18 protein-coding genes are annotated in these 14,207 nt (G+C 55.7%); 15 read left to right on the top strand and 3 right to left on the bottom strand.

All coding sequences use genetic code 11. From position 1 onward, the window contains the following. Positions 1-12 precede the first annotated feature (12 nt). The 9 genes from fliJ to fliR all read left to right on the top strand — a co-directional run bounded on the left by fliJ (position 13) and on the right by fliR (position 5,702). Positions 13-462 carry a flagellar export protein FliJ gene (gene fliJ / locus ENTMO_RS0114285; RefSeq protein ID WP_041951416.1) on the top strand — a complete coding sequence of 150 codons (450 nt, stop codon included), beginning with the start codon at positions 13-15 and terminating at the stop codon, positions 460-462. Beyond that, a complete protein-coding gene (locus ENTMO_RS0114290) occupies positions 459-1,520 on the top strand; it encodes a flagellar hook-length control protein FliK (RefSeq protein ID WP_010432178.1) in 1,062 nt (353 codons plus the stop codon). The genes fliJ and ENTMO_RS0114290 overlap by 4 nt, the downstream gene beginning before the upstream one ends. A gap of 129 nt (positions 1,521-1,649) precedes the next feature. After that, positions 1,650-2,156, top strand: coding sequence for a flagellar basal body-associated FliL family protein (locus ENTMO_RS0114295; RefSeq protein ID WP_010432181.1), 507 nt, complete (start codon positions 1,650-1,652; stop codon positions 2,154-2,156). Between the two features lie 5 nt (positions 2,157-2,161). Then, complete coding sequence (gene fliM / locus ENTMO_RS0114300) at positions 2,162-3,154, top strand: flagellar motor switch protein FliM (protein WP_010432185.1); 993 nt, start codon at positions 2,162-2,164, stop codon at positions 3,152-3,154. Between the two features lie 7 nt (positions 3,155-3,161). Then, positions 3,162-3,545, top strand: a complete 384-nt coding sequence (gene fliN / locus ENTMO_RS0114305; protein ID WP_010432189.1) for a flagellar motor switch protein FliN — start codon at positions 3,162-3,164, stop codon at positions 3,543-3,545. Further along, complete coding sequence (gene fliO / locus ENTMO_RS0114310; RefSeq protein ID WP_010432192.1) at positions 3,545-3,916, top strand: flagellar biosynthetic protein FliO; 372 nt, start codon at positions 3,545-3,547, stop codon at positions 3,914-3,916. The genes fliN and fliO overlap by 1 nt, the downstream gene beginning before the upstream one ends. Positions 3,917-3,945: 29 nt before the next feature. Then, the gene (gene fliP / locus ENTMO_RS0114315) at positions 3,946-4,644 is read left to right on the top strand and encodes a flagellar type III secretion system pore protein FliP (protein WP_041951426.1); all 699 of its coding nucleotides are present in this window, start codon (positions 3,946-3,948) and stop codon (positions 4,642-4,644) included. Between the two features lie 9 nt (positions 4,645-4,653). Further along, a complete protein-coding gene (gene fliQ, locus ENTMO_RS0114320; RefSeq protein WP_010432198.1) occupies positions 4,654-4,923 on the top strand; it encodes a flagellar biosynthesis protein FliQ in 270 nt (89 codons plus the stop codon). Further along, positions 4,923-5,702 carry a flagellar biosynthetic protein FliR gene (gene fliR / locus ENTMO_RS0114325; RefSeq protein ID WP_010432200.1) on the top strand — a complete coding sequence of 260 codons (780 nt, stop codon included), beginning with the start codon at positions 4,923-4,925 and terminating at the stop codon, positions 5,700-5,702. Before fliQ ends, fliR begins: the two co-directional genes overlap by 1 nt. Positions 5,703-5,705: 3 nt before the next feature. On the opposite strand, the gene ENTMO_RS0114330 is transcribed toward fliR, so the two are convergent. After that, a complete protein-coding gene (locus ENTMO_RS0114330; RefSeq protein ID WP_010432202.1) occupies positions 5,706-6,230 on the bottom strand; it encodes a hypothetical protein in 525 nt (174 codons plus the stop codon). Further along, on the bottom strand, positions 6,196-7,017 hold the full coding sequence (locus ENTMO_RS0114335) for a winged helix-turn-helix domain-containing protein (protein ID WP_010432203.1): 822 nt from the start codon (positions 7,015-7,017) through the stop codon (positions 6,196-6,198). Before ENTMO_RS0114335 ends, ENTMO_RS0114330 begins: the two co-directional genes overlap by 35 nt. A 454-nt stretch (positions 7,018-7,471) precedes the next feature. Here ENTMO_RS0114335 and ENTMO_RS0114340 point away from each other — a divergent pair, with 454 nt between their 5' ends. The 3 genes from ENTMO_RS0114340 to ENTMO_RS0114350 all read left to right on the top strand — a co-directional run bounded on the left by ENTMO_RS0114340 (position 7,472) and on the right by ENTMO_RS0114350 (position 9,941). Beyond that, positions 7,472-7,963 carry a DoxX family protein gene (locus ENTMO_RS0114340; protein ID WP_010432205.1) on the top strand — a complete coding sequence of 164 codons (492 nt, stop codon included), beginning with the start codon at positions 7,472-7,474 and terminating at the stop codon, positions 7,961-7,963. A gap of 113 nt (positions 7,964-8,076) precedes the next feature. Next, positions 8,077-9,240: a PDC sensor domain-containing protein gene (locus ENTMO_RS0114345; protein WP_010432207.1), complete on the top strand. Its 1,164-nt coding sequence runs from the start codon at positions 8,077-8,079 to the stop codon at positions 9,238-9,240. A 257-nt stretch (positions 9,241-9,497) separates the two neighbouring features. Further along, a complete protein-coding gene (locus tag ENTMO_RS0114350) occupies positions 9,498-9,941 on the top strand; it encodes a hypothetical protein (protein ID WP_010432209.1) in 444 nt (147 codons plus the stop codon). 183 nt (positions 9,942-10,124) lie between these two features. Here ENTMO_RS0114350 and ENTMO_RS0114355 read toward each other — a convergent pair whose 3' ends face one another. Beyond that, positions 10,125-11,633, bottom strand: a complete 1,509-nt coding sequence (locus ENTMO_RS0114355; RefSeq protein WP_010432211.1) for a flagellin N-terminal helical domain-containing protein — start codon at positions 11,631-11,633, stop codon at positions 10,125-10,127. Between the two features lie 299 nt (positions 11,634-11,932). Between ENTMO_RS0114355 and fliD the strand changes: the two genes are divergently transcribed. Genes fliD through ENTMO_RS0114370 form a run of 3 tightly spaced genes read left to right on the top strand, consistent with a single transcriptional unit; the run spans position 11,933 to position 14,169 of the window. After that, positions 11,933-13,408, top strand: coding sequence for a flagellar filament capping protein FliD (gene fliD / locus ENTMO_RS0114360; protein ID WP_010432214.1), 1,476 nt, complete (start codon positions 11,933-11,935; stop codon positions 13,406-13,408). A gap of 40 nt (positions 13,409-13,448) precedes the next feature. Next, positions 13,449-13,856 carry a flagellar export chaperone FliS gene (gene fliS / locus ENTMO_RS0114365; RefSeq protein ID WP_010432217.1) on the top strand — a complete coding sequence of 136 codons (408 nt, stop codon included), beginning with the start codon at positions 13,449-13,451 and terminating at the stop codon, positions 13,854-13,856. After that, the gene (locus ENTMO_RS0114370) at positions 13,849-14,169 is read left to right on the top strand and encodes a flagellar protein FliT (RefSeq protein ID WP_010432220.1); all 321 of its coding nucleotides are present in this window, start codon (positions 13,849-13,851) and stop codon (positions 14,167-14,169) included. The genes fliS and ENTMO_RS0114370 overlap by 8 nt, the downstream gene beginning before the upstream one ends. Positions 14,170-14,207 lie beyond the last annotated feature (38 nt).

Genomic DNA, 14,207 nt, shown 5'->3' on the forward strand with positions numbered 1-14,207 from the left:
CCCGGAGGAGCCATGAAGGTAAACAACCCAATGACCCTGCTGCGTGACATGGCAGAGGAGACGCTGACGGAGACCACCCGCGCGCTGGGTGGCGTGCAGCAGCAGCTTCAGCAGGCGGTCACCCAGCATGAACAGCTGCAGCACTACGAGCAGGAGTATCAGCAGTCACTGCGTCAGGGAATGATGGGCAGCGGCATGTCGGTGGCGGATCTGGTTAATCACCAGTCGTTTATTTTATCTCTCAAGCAGGTCGTTAAGCAGCAGCAAGGCCATGTCGACGCCTGTGAAAAGGCAGTCGACAAGGTGAAACAGAACTGGGTGCATAACAAGCAGCGCCTGAACGCGTTTGAAACGCTGATTGAACGCCGGGCGAAGGCGCAGGCGTTGGTTCAGAGCCGACATGAACAAAAGCTGATGGATGAATTTGCCCAGCGTGCCGGGCAGAAAAGAGAAAGGCTATGAATATTGATATTGCCACCCTGCTACTGGGTGGAGCACAGAGCAAACCGAAGGCGGGATTACTGTCTGACGAGAATTTCGGCCTGGCGCTGGAAGGTAAGCTGGTGCAGCTGTTCACCGGGCTTGACCCGCAGGCGTTGATGGCTCTGCCGGAGGCGGCGCTGCCAACCGGTATGCTGCCGGGGCAGTTAAGGGACGTGGTTGCCGGGGACGATGACGAGGGCAACGAGACGTTGTTGATGGCCGCTCCGGGGCTGGCTGAGGCGTTGACGGGCGCTGTTGTCATTGAAGGCGACGGTGAAGGCCAGGATAGCCCGCAGTGGCAGCTTCAACAGCTGGTTACCCGCAGCGTGACGGGCACTGAGGCAGCGGCAAGACCGGAGCCTGGCAAACCTGCGGCAAGCGAGAAGCCTGACGCGCAGGGCGGTAAAACCTTAGCACCCCTCAGCGTAACAGAGAAAACGCCAACGGTGACGACAACGCCTCTGACGGCGCAGTCTGCGCCGATCGCGAGCGAAACGGTCGCCACGGCAGAGATGTCATCCACCGCGCAGGTCAGTGCCGTGGCGCTGCCTGCCACCGTACGCACCAGCGTTGCCCATGCTCCGCAGCAGGTGGTTACCGTGAATCACCCGCCGGAAACGCCGGAGTGGAAGCAGTCGGTAAGCCACCATATCGCTATCTTTAGCCGCAACGGCCTGCACAGCGCTGAGATCCGTTTACACCCTGAGGAGCTAGGTTCACTGCAGATCTCCCTGCGCGTACAGCAGGATCAGGCGCAGATCCATATCGTCAGCGAACATGCTCATATTCGCCACGCGATGGAGCAGGCGATGCCGCAGCTGCGCGCCGCAATGGCGGAATCGGGCATTCAACTCGGTCAGGCGAACGTCAGCGCAGAGGGGCAACAGCACGCTGCGGCGGGTGAACAGCGCGGCAATACGTCTGGCGAGCAGCAGGCTCAGCCTGAGGGAGACGCGCAGCCAGATGAAGGTGATAGTGTTCCGACATTATTAACCACTATGCCTGGAAATATTTACGGAATTAATACCTTTGCCTGAAGTGGCGAATTAGCTTCAGGAATGAAATTTTATCGCCTGATTATCAGGATGATTAAATGGACTACAATGTCCGCCATATTGACACGAGGGTAGTACGCTGCCTTCTCTTATTTATCAGGTGTACGTTCAATGAGTAATAAAAATAAAAAGGTCGCCAGCGGCGGAGGGTCTCGCTCGCTTCTGATGACGTTCATGTTTTTGACTGCCGTTGCGGCGTGCGGGGTTTCCGGCTACCTGTTCTGGGAAATGAAATTCGCCAAACCGGCACAAGAGGTCGTGGAAGGAGAAGCGAAAACAGTGCCTGCGCCTGCGCAAGTCGAGCCGCTTTACGCCTCGATGAACACTTTTACCGTAAGCCTGAAGCCGACGGCGAATGAATCCGACCGGGTATTGTACCTGGGCTTGTCTATTCGGGTGGCAGAGCAGAAATCACTGGCCGTACTGGAAAAATATTTGCCGGAATACCGCAGCCGCTTATTTATGTTGCTCACGCATCAGACCTATGAAGATTTAGCCACCGACGAGGGAAAACGCCGCCTGATTACCAATATTCAGAGCGAGCTGGATAAACCGCTGGCGTTTAACCAGTCCATTCGCGTCACTGACGTCCTTATTAACGAATTTATTCTGCGGTAATAATTATGGCTGACAGCTTTTTATCACAGGATGAGATCGACCGTTTACTGAACGCCGATGTTGAGAGTAGTAGCGATCTCAATAACAGCCGTCCAGACGCAGGGATAAAACCCTACGACCCGCATACGCAACGCCGGGTTATTCGTGAACGTCTGCATTCGCTGGAAATTATTAACGAACGTTTTGCCCGTCAGTTCCGTATGGGGCTGTTCAACCTGCTGCGCCGTAGCCCGGATATTACGGCGGGGAATATTAAGATCCAGCCGTATCACGAGTTTGCCCGCAACCTGCCGGTGCCGACAAACCTGAACCTGCTGCACCTTAACCCGCTGCGCGGCACGTCGCTGATGGCCTTTTCGCCAGGGCTGGTGTTTATGGCCGTGGATAACCTGTTTGGCGGCGACGGTCGTTTCCCGACCAAGGCCGACGGGCGTGAATTTACGCCCACCGAGCAGCGCGTGATCCACCGCATGCTGTCGATGGCGCGCGAGGCGTACGAATTTGCCTGGAGTTCGATCTATAAAATCAAAACGGAGTACATCCGTTCGGAAATCCAGGTGAAGTTCACCAACATCACCTCATCGCCTAACGACGTGGTGGTCACCACGCCGTTTTCGGTGGAGATCGGCTCGCACCGTGGGGAGTTCAACATCTGTATTCCCTTCAGCACCATCGAACCGCTGCGCGAGCTTCTGAGTAACCCGCCGATGGACAACTCCCGGCAGGAAGACACCCAGTGGCGCGGCATGTTGGCCAGCCAGATGCGGGAAACGGAGCTGGAGCTTACCGCACGCTTCGCCGATATCGGCACCCGACTGTCCAGCGTTATGCAGATGAAAAAAGGCGATGTTATCGCCCTGGATAAGCAGGAATTTATCGAAGCCAGCGTGGGTGGTGTACCGGTCTTCACGGCCAAATATGGTGCCGTTAACAATCAATATGCCCTGAAGGTCGAGCAGATGATTCAGCCTTCATTACTATCATTAAACAAGGAGTAATTTCCCCATGAGCGATATGAGCACCTCATCGGGTTCTGACGATCAGTCCATTGATAATCTCTGGGGTGATGCAATGACCGAACAGCACGCGGCGGGAATTACCGACACCATGGCTGCACCACAATTCTCTGACGAGATGAACCTGATCCTCGATATCCCGGTAAAAATGACCGTGGAGCTGGGGCGTACCAAGATGACCATTAAAGAGCTGCTGCGCTTAAGCCAGGGCTCGGTGGTGTCGCTGGACGGGCTGGCGGGGGAACCGCTGGATATCCTGATCAACGGCTATCTGATAGCGCAGGGGGAAGTGGTGGTGGTTTCCGATAAGTTCGGCATCCGCATCACGGATATCATCACGCCGTCTGAACGTATGCACCGTCTGAGCCGCTAATGAACGCCACTGACTCCCTCCCGGCGACCGGCTCGGTGCTGATGACGGTCTCCGGCGCGCTGGCCCTGATTATCCTGCTGATTGTGGTGATGGCCTGGGCTGCCCGCCGCAGCGGACTGGCGCGTCGGCTGAACGATGTTCAGGGCAACATGACTCTGGTGGCGACCCAGTCGCTGGGGCCGCGCGAGCGCCTGGTGCTGGTCGACGTAGGCGATCAGCGTCTGGTGCTGGGCGTGACCGCCACGCAGATCACCTGCCTCGCGACGCAGGCGCGCCCGGAGCACGCTCCGCAAACCTCTGCGCCTGCCGCGACCTTCCCGCTGATGCTGGAAAAACTGCGCCAGAAATACCGTTCGGGAGGTGAGCAGTGAACCGCCGCCTGCTGCTGGCGCTCGTCCTGATGCTGCCTACCGCCGGTGCGCTGGCGGCCAACGGTGACATCACCCTTGGTCAGCCGACGGGCGAGGGCGGCTGGACGCTGCCGGTGCAAACCCTGCTGCTGCTGAGCGGTTTTACCTTTATTCCAGCCGTGCTGCTGATGATGACCGGCTTTACCCGCATCATCATCGTGCTGGGGCTGATGCGTAACGCCCTCGGCACGCCCACCGCGCCGCCTAACCAGGTGCTGGTGGGGCTTTCGCTGTTTTTGACCTTTTTCGTCATGTCTCCGGTGTTCAGCCAGATCTATGAAAAAGCCTGGCAGCCGCTGCAGGAAAACAAGATCACCATGGAAGTGGCCCTGACGGAAGGGGTTAAACCGCTGCGTGCCTTTATGCTCGACCAGACCCGCGAAAGCGATCTGGCGATGTTTGCCCGTATCGCCAAAACCCCGGATATCGCCTCGCCGGAAGCGGTGCCGCTCAGCATTCTGATACCGGCGTTTATCACCAGCGAGCTAAAAACTGCCTTCCAGATTGGTTTTACCATCTTTATCCCGTTCCTGATTATCGATCTGGTGGTTGCCAGCATCCTGATGGCGCTGGGGATGATGATGGTACCGCCCACTACCATTGCGCTGCCGTTTAAGCTGATGCTGTTTGTGCTGGTCGACGGCTGGCAGCTGCTGGTCGGGTCGCTGGCCCAGAGCTTTTACAGTTAGGAGAGCGTGATGACCCCTGAAAGCGTTATGGTGATGGGTATGCAGGCGATCAAGGTAGGACTGATGATTTCAGCTCCGCTGCTGGTGGCCGCGCTGGTTACCGGTCTGATCATCAGTATTTTGCAGGCCGCCACGCAGGTCAACGAAATGACCATGACCTTTATTCCAAAGATTTTGATGATCGTCGGCGTAGCGGTTGCGCTGGGGCCGTGGATGATGAAAATCTTCATTGAATACACCCGTGCGGTGTTCGCCAGCATTCCTTTTGTGATTGGCTGATGGCCTTCGGACTTCCTCTCGACCAGCTCTACGGGCTGGTCAGCCACACTTTTTTCATCATGGTGCGCATTGCCGCGTTGCTGCACGTCGCGCCGATATTCGGCGAGAAAGCGATTAGCGCCCGGCTGCGCGCTGGCCTGGCGCTGCTGATTGCGATACTGATTGGCGGCACGCTGCCTGATGCGCAGATTGGCCTTTACTCCTGGGAAGGGGTCTGGGTGCTGGCGAAACAGGTGATTATCGGCGCGTCAATGGGGCTGACGCTGCAGCTGCTGTTTGCCGCCGTGCGCATGTCCGGTGAAATCATCGGTATGCAGATGGGGTTATCCTTTGCCACCTTCTTTGACCCCGGTGCCGGGAACAGCCCGGTGATTTCCCGCTTTCTCACCCTGCTGGTGACCCTGCTGTTCCTCGCCTTTAACGGCCATCTCTGGCTGCTGGCCCTGCTGACAGAGACGTTTCAGGCGCTGCCTGTCAACAGCACACCGCTGCATGCGGGCGGGTACCTCTGGCTGGTGACGCATGCCGGGATGATCTTCAGTCAGGGACTGTTGCTGGGTCTGCCGGTCATCGCGCTCCTGCTGTGCATTAACTTTATTCTCGGGCTGTTAAACCGCCTGACGCCGCAGCTCTCCATCTTTGTGATCGGCTTCCCGCTGACGCTGACCTTCGGCATGCTGGCGCTGCTCCTGATTGCCGAAACGCTGGCACCGTTCTTTGAGCGCCTGATGGCCCTCGGGTTTGACACCCTTGATGGCTTGATTCAGGCGCTGGTCTGACCCTCAATTCATGCAGGCGATACGGGCGACGGTCTCCGTACCGGAGGCCAGGACTTTGTCGTCCAGCAGATAGATAGTGCTGGTCGCCACCTCACCTGGTTTGATTTGCGGGAAGATATAGTCGGTCACGTCTTCATCCGAGCTCTGGCCGCCGAGCTTGCGGTGCTGGCTGGTGACGGTCAGATGGAGCCGTTTCCCCGACATATCAACGTCGTAGCGTACTTCACGGTTTACGGCTTTGGGAAGCCCGTCGCGCTTGCCGTCTTTAAAGTGGCTGATGCTGCCGATATAGGTGGTATGCCCGTTGAACAGGCCGTCACGATAAGAACGGTAGATACCGCGCGCCAGCGTCGCGTTGTTGTCGTCCTCAATAATGTAATACGAGGTCGGCGCGATACAGACCGCCTTATAGGGCGAGGTATAAAACCCATACAGCGCCATGGCGCCGGTCCCGATAATGACTCCGCCGAGAAACAGAAGCGCGATCGGCGATTTAATAATGGCGAAAATAGAACGATTCGCAGTCATTCCCTGAATCCTTAAAGGGTTGTTGGCAGGCAATAAGCCCCTGGAATTTACTCATCTTTTCCGAGCCCGTCGTAACATACAGTACGGCTGCGGGCTTCTCGTCAGTACGGCGCGCCAGAACATGGCGGGTATAGGTTTGCAGCGTGGACTCAATCAGGGCGGTCTGCGACTGTTTGTCTTGCTGAACCATCACCTCGGTACCGGGCGGCACGCCGGGGCCATTCCAGCGCACAAAGTGCACCGGCTGCGGGCTAAAATCTAAAATGCCGCGCAGGAGGAGCGCAATCACCAGCCCGACGAGCACGCCGCTGAGCGTGACGCAGCTCTTTTGCATGAGCGTGCTGCGGGGGCGAGGCGGAGAGGGCGCAACAACCGACAGTGACTCTGGTGCGTCGGCCTGTACGGGGAGATCCTGCGGCGGGAGGGCTTCCGTCTGCGCTGCAGGCGGCACTTCGCTGCCGCTCTCCCGCACGAGCAGGCGATAGCCGCTGCGCGTCACGGCGATGAGCGTGATGGTTTCATGCAGGTTTAGCTGTGCGAACGCGCGGCGTAACTTGGTGATCATCACCCGCACGCTGTTGTCGGTGACTTCCACTCCGGCGCTGCGCCAGCCGATCTCCATCAGCTGTTCCTGGGAAAGCACTTCCCCATGAGCCTCCGCCAGCGCGGCAAGGCACAGACATGCGCTTTGGGGAAGAGTGACGGTCTCTTGCGTATCCGTTCGGGCAAGCGTACGGCTCTGCAAATCCAGCGTCACTAACGATCCAATCGCGATATTGTTTAGCATAGTTATTTGATTCTTCTGGTGTATTGGGTATCGCTTCTGGCTAATGTAATTAATAGTAATGAATGCACGTTATTGCTAGCCGGGTGCCAGAGCGACATGCTTTTTATGTCTTACGTCATCTTTTTGCAACCATTATGTAAGAGCAGCCTTAACACCTTTAAGGTTATTAATTGCGGTGTTTTAACCACACCAAAAATAACGTTATTCATGATTGCGCTTTAATCACATTAAAACCAATTGGTTACCTTTCTTACTGCGAAAGCGCGGCGTCAGTAGCGTTGATAATGAGACGCTGTTATCACTTTAGATTAATCATTTTTAATCTGTATAAAGTTATTAATTGTGCCGGAAATGGTGGGGCGGCAGTTGCGAACGAGATCTGTGAATTTATACTGAGTAAAGGCAGGTTATTGAATTTATTACACAGTATTAATTTTCTTTACAAGGATGACCGATGTTCTCTCTTAAGCGTTTTATGCATACGTCCGATATGCCATCAATGTTTCCCGTATTTATCTGTCGTCTGGTGATCGGTGTTTTTTTCTTTACCGCCGGGTTTAATAAATTATTCGTCCCGGAGAACCAGCTGCTGATGGTGGATACCATGCATGATGCGGGGATCCCTTTTCCGGTCATTATGGCGGTGGTGGTGGCGTTCCTGGAATGCAGCATGGGGCTGCTGTTGACGCTGGGATTGTTCAGCCGCTTTAGCGCGCTGGTACTGATGGTCATCAGCAGCGTGGCGCTGGTCACGATGGGTATCTACACCATTCCGCGCGGGCTGAATCTGATTTCATGGCTGAGCTGGCTGTTTTATCTGCCCGAGACGCTGTATGTGGTGCTCTGCCTGTTCCCGCTGAGCTGGGGCGGCACGCTCTGCAGCCTTGACGGCTGGCTGGTTAAACGCTGGCAGAAGGTCCGCAAAATTGTTTTTGTTGAGGGTTAACAGAAGTGCGCGGTTATCAACGGTTTGAAGAGCATATTTCCTGACCCCCGCATAATAAAATAGCCCTGTAGAGGCAGCATTGTGCTGCCGTTAAAACAACAGGCGCTGATGTTATGGTTTTTATTGTCATACTGGTCGTTATTTTCATTACCCTGGTGATTCTGGTGCAGGCGGGCGTTATGCCGTGGTTTATTCGCACGGAAGGGCAACGCTTGCGCTCGCAGGTTGATGCCCTGGCGATCCAGCTGCGCGAGCAGCTCGATCGCGTTGAAGCACAGCAGCGTTCAATGACCGAAAGCGTGGTCACCCTGAAAAGCTTCGCGCTGGACAAAAGCGCGTCGGGCGATACGGATATCGCCGACGAGACGGGCAACAGCCGTCAATTTCTCAATTCTCTGGTTAAAGAGACGGGCGAACGTCTTGGCGGTCGCGCCTGGATTGTGGACGATACCGGGCGCATCATCGGTGATGCCGCCGGTGCGCCGACGGTGCAGTCCCTCAACGATACCAACCTGCCGATGGCGGTGCCGTTGCGTGCGCTGCTGGCCCAGTCGGATGGCGGTTTGCGTCACACCCATTTTCGCAGCGCCAGCGGCGAGCACACGCTGATGGTCATGCCGATCCCCGACAGACCGTGGCTGCTTGCCCTTGACGTTCCCACCCGGCGAATGGGCGAGCGTCCGGGCATTCTGTTGCATAAGCCGTGGCCGCTGGCGGCATTGCTGCTGGTCTCCACCCTGACCCTGCTGCGCAGCCTGAACCTGCATCTTTCTCGCCTCAACGACGAGCTGCCCTCTCAGCTGCAGTCTGAGCAGGGCGCTTTTCTACCGCCGCTGATGAAGGAGATGGGCGAGCAGGTGAGCACCATTGCCCGCGCGGCCACCGCCATTGCCCAGGAAAACGAGAATCTGCTGCGGGTGCCGGAGGCCAACGCGAACCTGCTGGCGACGCTGAGCGACAGCGCCATGGGGGTGGTGCAGGCAATGACCACCCTCCAGGATGCCGCACTGAAGATTGCCGACAGCAGCGGCACGCTGGTTCAGCTGGCGAGCCGCGCCTACAGCTACTCGCTGCACAACGAAGAGAGCGTTTTTGCCGTGGAGTCGCGCAGCCTGGCCAGCCGCTGCGCGCGTTCGTCAAAAGAGCTGAGAGCGCTGATTGAAGACGCGATGATGCAGGCGCAGAACGGCGCGGCGTCGGTGACGCAGAATAACAGCGTGCTGATTGAAGAGGTTTATACGGTGGCGAATATCCTGCTTCAGCGCACGGGCAACTAGCCGGGTGGCGCTGCGCTTACCCGGCCTACTTTCGGGTTTTTGTCGACCGGGTAAGGCGAAGCCGCCACCCGGCACAAATCTGGAAGGCGCCTCGCAATCCCACAAGTAATCCTCTGTAATTCAGCATTTGCTCTGTTGTTTGTTTCCATCACACCGTAAAGTGCCCGTGCTGCGGCAACATCCGCAGCCGGGCGTGAGAACCTGAAAATACAAGGAGGCTTTTAACACACTGATTCTCACCGCCGAGGAGGCATTACATGTCTGTTCTTTCACCTCTCTCTTTACACGAAAATTTCATTCAACAGCTCATCACCTTACCGCTTCCGGCCTCTGCCAACCTGTTTGACGTGGTCGATCTCTGTGCGGCTTTAGCCAGCGCGCTGGTTGAAGCCGATGACGCGAGCGAGCGCAATGCGCTCTGCGGGCGTCTGCTGCATGCTCTGGGTGAACTGGAACGACTTTGTGACGACGATTTGCCACCGCAATTGATTGAGCAACTTATTGCCGGAGAAACCTCACCGTCCTGTATGCCGGCGTGCTGGCAGGAGACGGTTATGCCGGTTAACTATGCGCAGGCACTGGCGCAGGCGATTTTAGGGAATACCCTGCCGCAGGGGGTGAATGACGCGCTGACGGGAATGCTGCACGACATGGTGTATCTGCTGGCGGATTATGTGAAGGAACCTTATCTGCAGTCTTAAAAACAAAGCCGGGTGGCGGCTTCGCCTTACCCGGCCTACCTTTGCGTTGATCCTTGTAGACCTGTGCAAGCGCAGCGCCGCCAGGCAAAAATGATGTTGCGCACCAAACAAAAAAGCCCTCCGACAGGGAGGGCAAACCGCGCGTGATATACGCGCGTAATAAGATTGAGGTGGTAACGCAGATTAACGCAGCAGGGACAGCACGTTCTGCGGAACCTGGTTGGCCTGGGCCAGTACGGAGACACCTGCCTGCTGCAGGATGTTCGCGCGGCTCATGGCGGACACTTCAACCGAGAAGTCAGCGTCCTGAATACGGGAGCGCGCTTCGGTGGTGTTGATGATGTTGGTGTTTAGGTTCGCAATGATTGAGCTGAAGCGGTTCTGAACGGCACCGAGGTCGGCGCGGAAGTCGGCAACGGTGGTCAGGGCTTCATCCAGCTTGGCCAGCAGGCCATCGGCCACCGCATCACCCGCTGCTTCACGGATGAATTCCATGTCAGCAGGGCGTGCAGGAGTTTGAGTAACGGCTTCTGCAGCGTCAAACTCGATTTTACTGACTTTAACTTCCCCTGTAGCTGCATCTTTACCGTAAGCGTAGTATTCGGTAGCACCGCCGTTATCCACGGAGAACATCTGGAGCTTCGAATCTGTCGCAGTAGCACCGGCACCGAACATGCTTACCGCAACAGCGTTAAGGTGAGACTCAGCCAGCGTGAAAGTGCCGCCTGTTTTATTCAGTGTCTCTCCCACCGCCAGTGCTTTCGGATCTTTCAGCTCGGTTGGTCCATTCAGCAGCATATCTACATCTGCTGGATCAGTAATTTCTTTTGCGGCTGCTGTCGGTGCAGCATCGAGTTTAGTCCATGCATTTGCCCCGTCTTTTGAGAATGTCATTTGACTGACGTCCAGCTCAAACATTTTTTTCGCTGTTTTGTCGTAAGCAAATACCTTATCGTCCAGGGTGTAGACCTCAACATCAGTAGCATTTGCTGCACCAATGGTATCTTTCAGGATGGCCGCATCACCCGTGGCATACTTCCATTCCCCATCTGCATGCCCAACTTCAATCATCGTTGTGCCAGCAACAGCTTTCGTTGCTGCCTTATCATACTGACTACCCGTAATACCCGCACCATTCAGAGTAATCCCGATATCCGCGAAATCATCCATAAATTTATCCAGACCGAGCGTTTCCATATCCAGCTTGCTCAGCTTGATATCAATGGTGTCTTCGTCTTTATCGCCGATCTGAATGGTGATTTTCTCTTTAGAACCGTCAAAGACCTTCACGCCGTTGAAGTTGGTGGTTTCCGCCACGCGGCCGATCTCTTCCAGACGGGTAGTGATCTCTTTCTTAATAGAGTCCAGGTCGCTGGCGGAGTTAGTGCCGTTTTTCGCCTGTACGGTCAGCTCGCGGATACGCTGCATGTTTTCGGTCACTTCTTCCAGCGCGCCTTCAGTGGTCTGCGCCAGGGAGATACCGTCGTTGGCGTTACGCGCCGCCTGGGTCATACCGCGAATAGAGGCGGTGAAGCGGTTAGAAATCGCCAGGCCTGCCGCGTCGTCCTTGGCGCTGTTGATACGCATACCGGAAGAGAGGCGCTGAATAGCGGTCCCCAAAGAGGTCTGGGATTTGTTCAGGTTGTTCTGCGCCATCAGGCTCAGCGCGTTGGTATTAATGACCTGTGCCATTGTTATATCCTTCTTAGTAATAACGGAATATGAGATATGCGTTAATTGCTTCGCATACTGAATTCATCGGGGGAAATTAAAATGACTGAATTATTTTTTCGATTTTTTTGTCATTGATGGAAATGATGACAGTTCTGACGTTAATTATCGGGATAACAAAAAGCAATTAACCAATAAACGCGCATCTCTGTTATCCATACGCCTGCGCGTTGTTCACGCATATATGAAAAATTAAACTTCCTTCTTTATTTCCCGATAGAAAAGTAACAGGTCATCCCTTTACAACAGGAAACATTATTATGGTATCAACCAATTTTTTAGGCATGGGCTCGGGCCTGCCGTTTGAAGAACTGCTGGCAAAGGAGCGTGCGGCCAGTTCCGTCAAGCTGAACCCGTATCTGCAAAAGCAGAGTACCTATAACGGGCAAATCTCCGCGTGGGGATCTATTTCCAGCGCGCTGAGCACCCTGAAGGATAATCTTGGCAAGCTGGAAAATGAGGGTTTTAACGGCGTCAGCGTCAGCGACAACAAGACCTTTAAGGCCACGGCAGGTCAAGGGGCTATTCCGAACAGCTACTCCATGGCCGTGGAGCAGCTGGCGAAAGCGCATCAGCTCGGGGTGACGCGAGATTCACGAGATAAGGATATCGGTAAGAGTGCTGCGACCGTCACCATCGAGATGGAAGGCAGTGACAAACCGCTGGTGGTGAACCTTGATAAAGACCAAACGTCCCTCGATGATATTGCCAAAAAAATCAATGCGCAGAATGGCGACGTTGCGGCTGAAGTCGTTACGGTTAAAGAAGGAGAGCACAAGCTCGTCCTGACCTCGAAAAAAACCGGTAAAGACGGTGAAATGACGATAAAGGTAGACGGGGATGCCGATGTCAAAGCGGCGCTTGAGGGGGCTAGTAACGTCACTGCCCCCCAAAATGCCATTGTCTGGCTCAACGGTGACAAGGTCGAACGCAGTTCTAATACTGTAAAAGATTTGATTACCGGCGTAACCCTTGAGCTACGCGAAGTGTCGGAGAAAGACCCTGATGCTGATGCATCCGCTCCGCACCCCTTCAAAACCGAATCCCTCACTATCACCGAAGACACCTCAAAGGTGAAATCGCTGATTGAGGAGTTCGTGAAGAACTACAACAGCTACCTCAGCACCGTGGCCAGCGCCACAAAATACACGGCACCCGATCGCGACAAGCTCGGGGAGGGCGAAATTCCGCTGCCTGACTCCGGCAACGGCGCGCTGTTCAGCGACGGCTCCCTGCGCCGTCTGACCAGCCAGCTGAAGGCTACCGTGGGCGGTGAGTACAGTGATGCCGGGGATGTGATCACCTCCCTTGGCCGTCTCGGGATCACCGTCACCTTCGACGGCAAAACCGGTGAGGATCGCAGCGGAACGCTCGGCACCCTGACCATCGACAGCAAAAAGCTCGATGCCGCCCTGAAGGATAACCCGAAGGAGGTCGAGGCGCTGTTCCTTGGCAAAGGGGGAAGCGAGGGGATCAAAGATCGCATGGAGGGTATTTTCAACACCTATCTGGGCGATAAGGACGCGATTCAGAAAAAAGACGGCGTTATTGAAACCACGCTGGAGTCCCTTCGCGAGCAGGAAAAGCGCATCGGCAAGCAGATCACGGCGGTGCAAAAACGTATCGATGAAGCCATGCTGCGCAGCGAAAAAGAGTATCAGCGCCTCGATAAGGCAATGAGCGATATGAACAGCATGAGCACCCGTCTGCAGCAGACGCTGGCGGGGTTAGTTTAATGAGCAATCCGGGCAGGCCGCTGCCCGGCAGGATTTGACGATGTACACCAAAACGGGCAACAGTGCCTATACCGCTGTCTCACTCGACAGCCAGATAAGCGGCGCGACGCCGCACCAGTTAATAGTCCTGCTGTATGACGGGGCGATTAACGCCATGAAGCGCGCCGATATTTACTTCCAGTCGGGGAATATCGCCCGCCGTGGGGAGATGATTTCCCGCGCCATTAACATTATCGATAACGGCCTGCGCGCCGGGCTTGACCACGAGAAGGGCGGGAAAATCGCTGAGGAGCTGGAGAGCCTGTACGAATATATTTCCCGCTCGCTGCTGGAGGCGAATCTCAACAAATCCGGCGACAAGCTGCCGCACCTGATCGCGCTCATGACGGGCATGTCGGAAACCTGGCAAGCCATCACCCCACAGCACAAGCAGGTGAAGCATGGATAACAGCGTAATTGAGCTGATTGAGAATCTGCTTGTCAGCAACGCGACGCTGCGCCAGCTTGCCGACGCCGGCGAATGGGATGCGTTTTTTGACGAGTCCGCAGCCTATAGCATGGGGATGCGAACGTTGTGTGACATCGATTTGACCCAGCTGGCGCAGCACAATAAAGCGCAGGTCAGCGCCCGGCTGTCCACCATGCTGGAGAACGATGCGCTTCTGACGCGTGCGATTCAGGGACGTCTGGCCACCATCAGCAGCGAACTCTCCGCCATGCGCAAAACCAGCAGCGTGGCAAAAGCCTATTCTGCCGTTTAATCCCCTCGCCCTAACCCTCTCCCCATAGGGGAGAGGGG

Origin of the sequence: Enterobacter mori LMG 25706, from assembly GCF_000211415.1 — a bacterium.
Taxonomy (GTDB): Bacteria; Pseudomonadota; Gammaproteobacteria; order Enterobacterales; family Enterobacteriaceae; genus Enterobacter; species Enterobacter mori.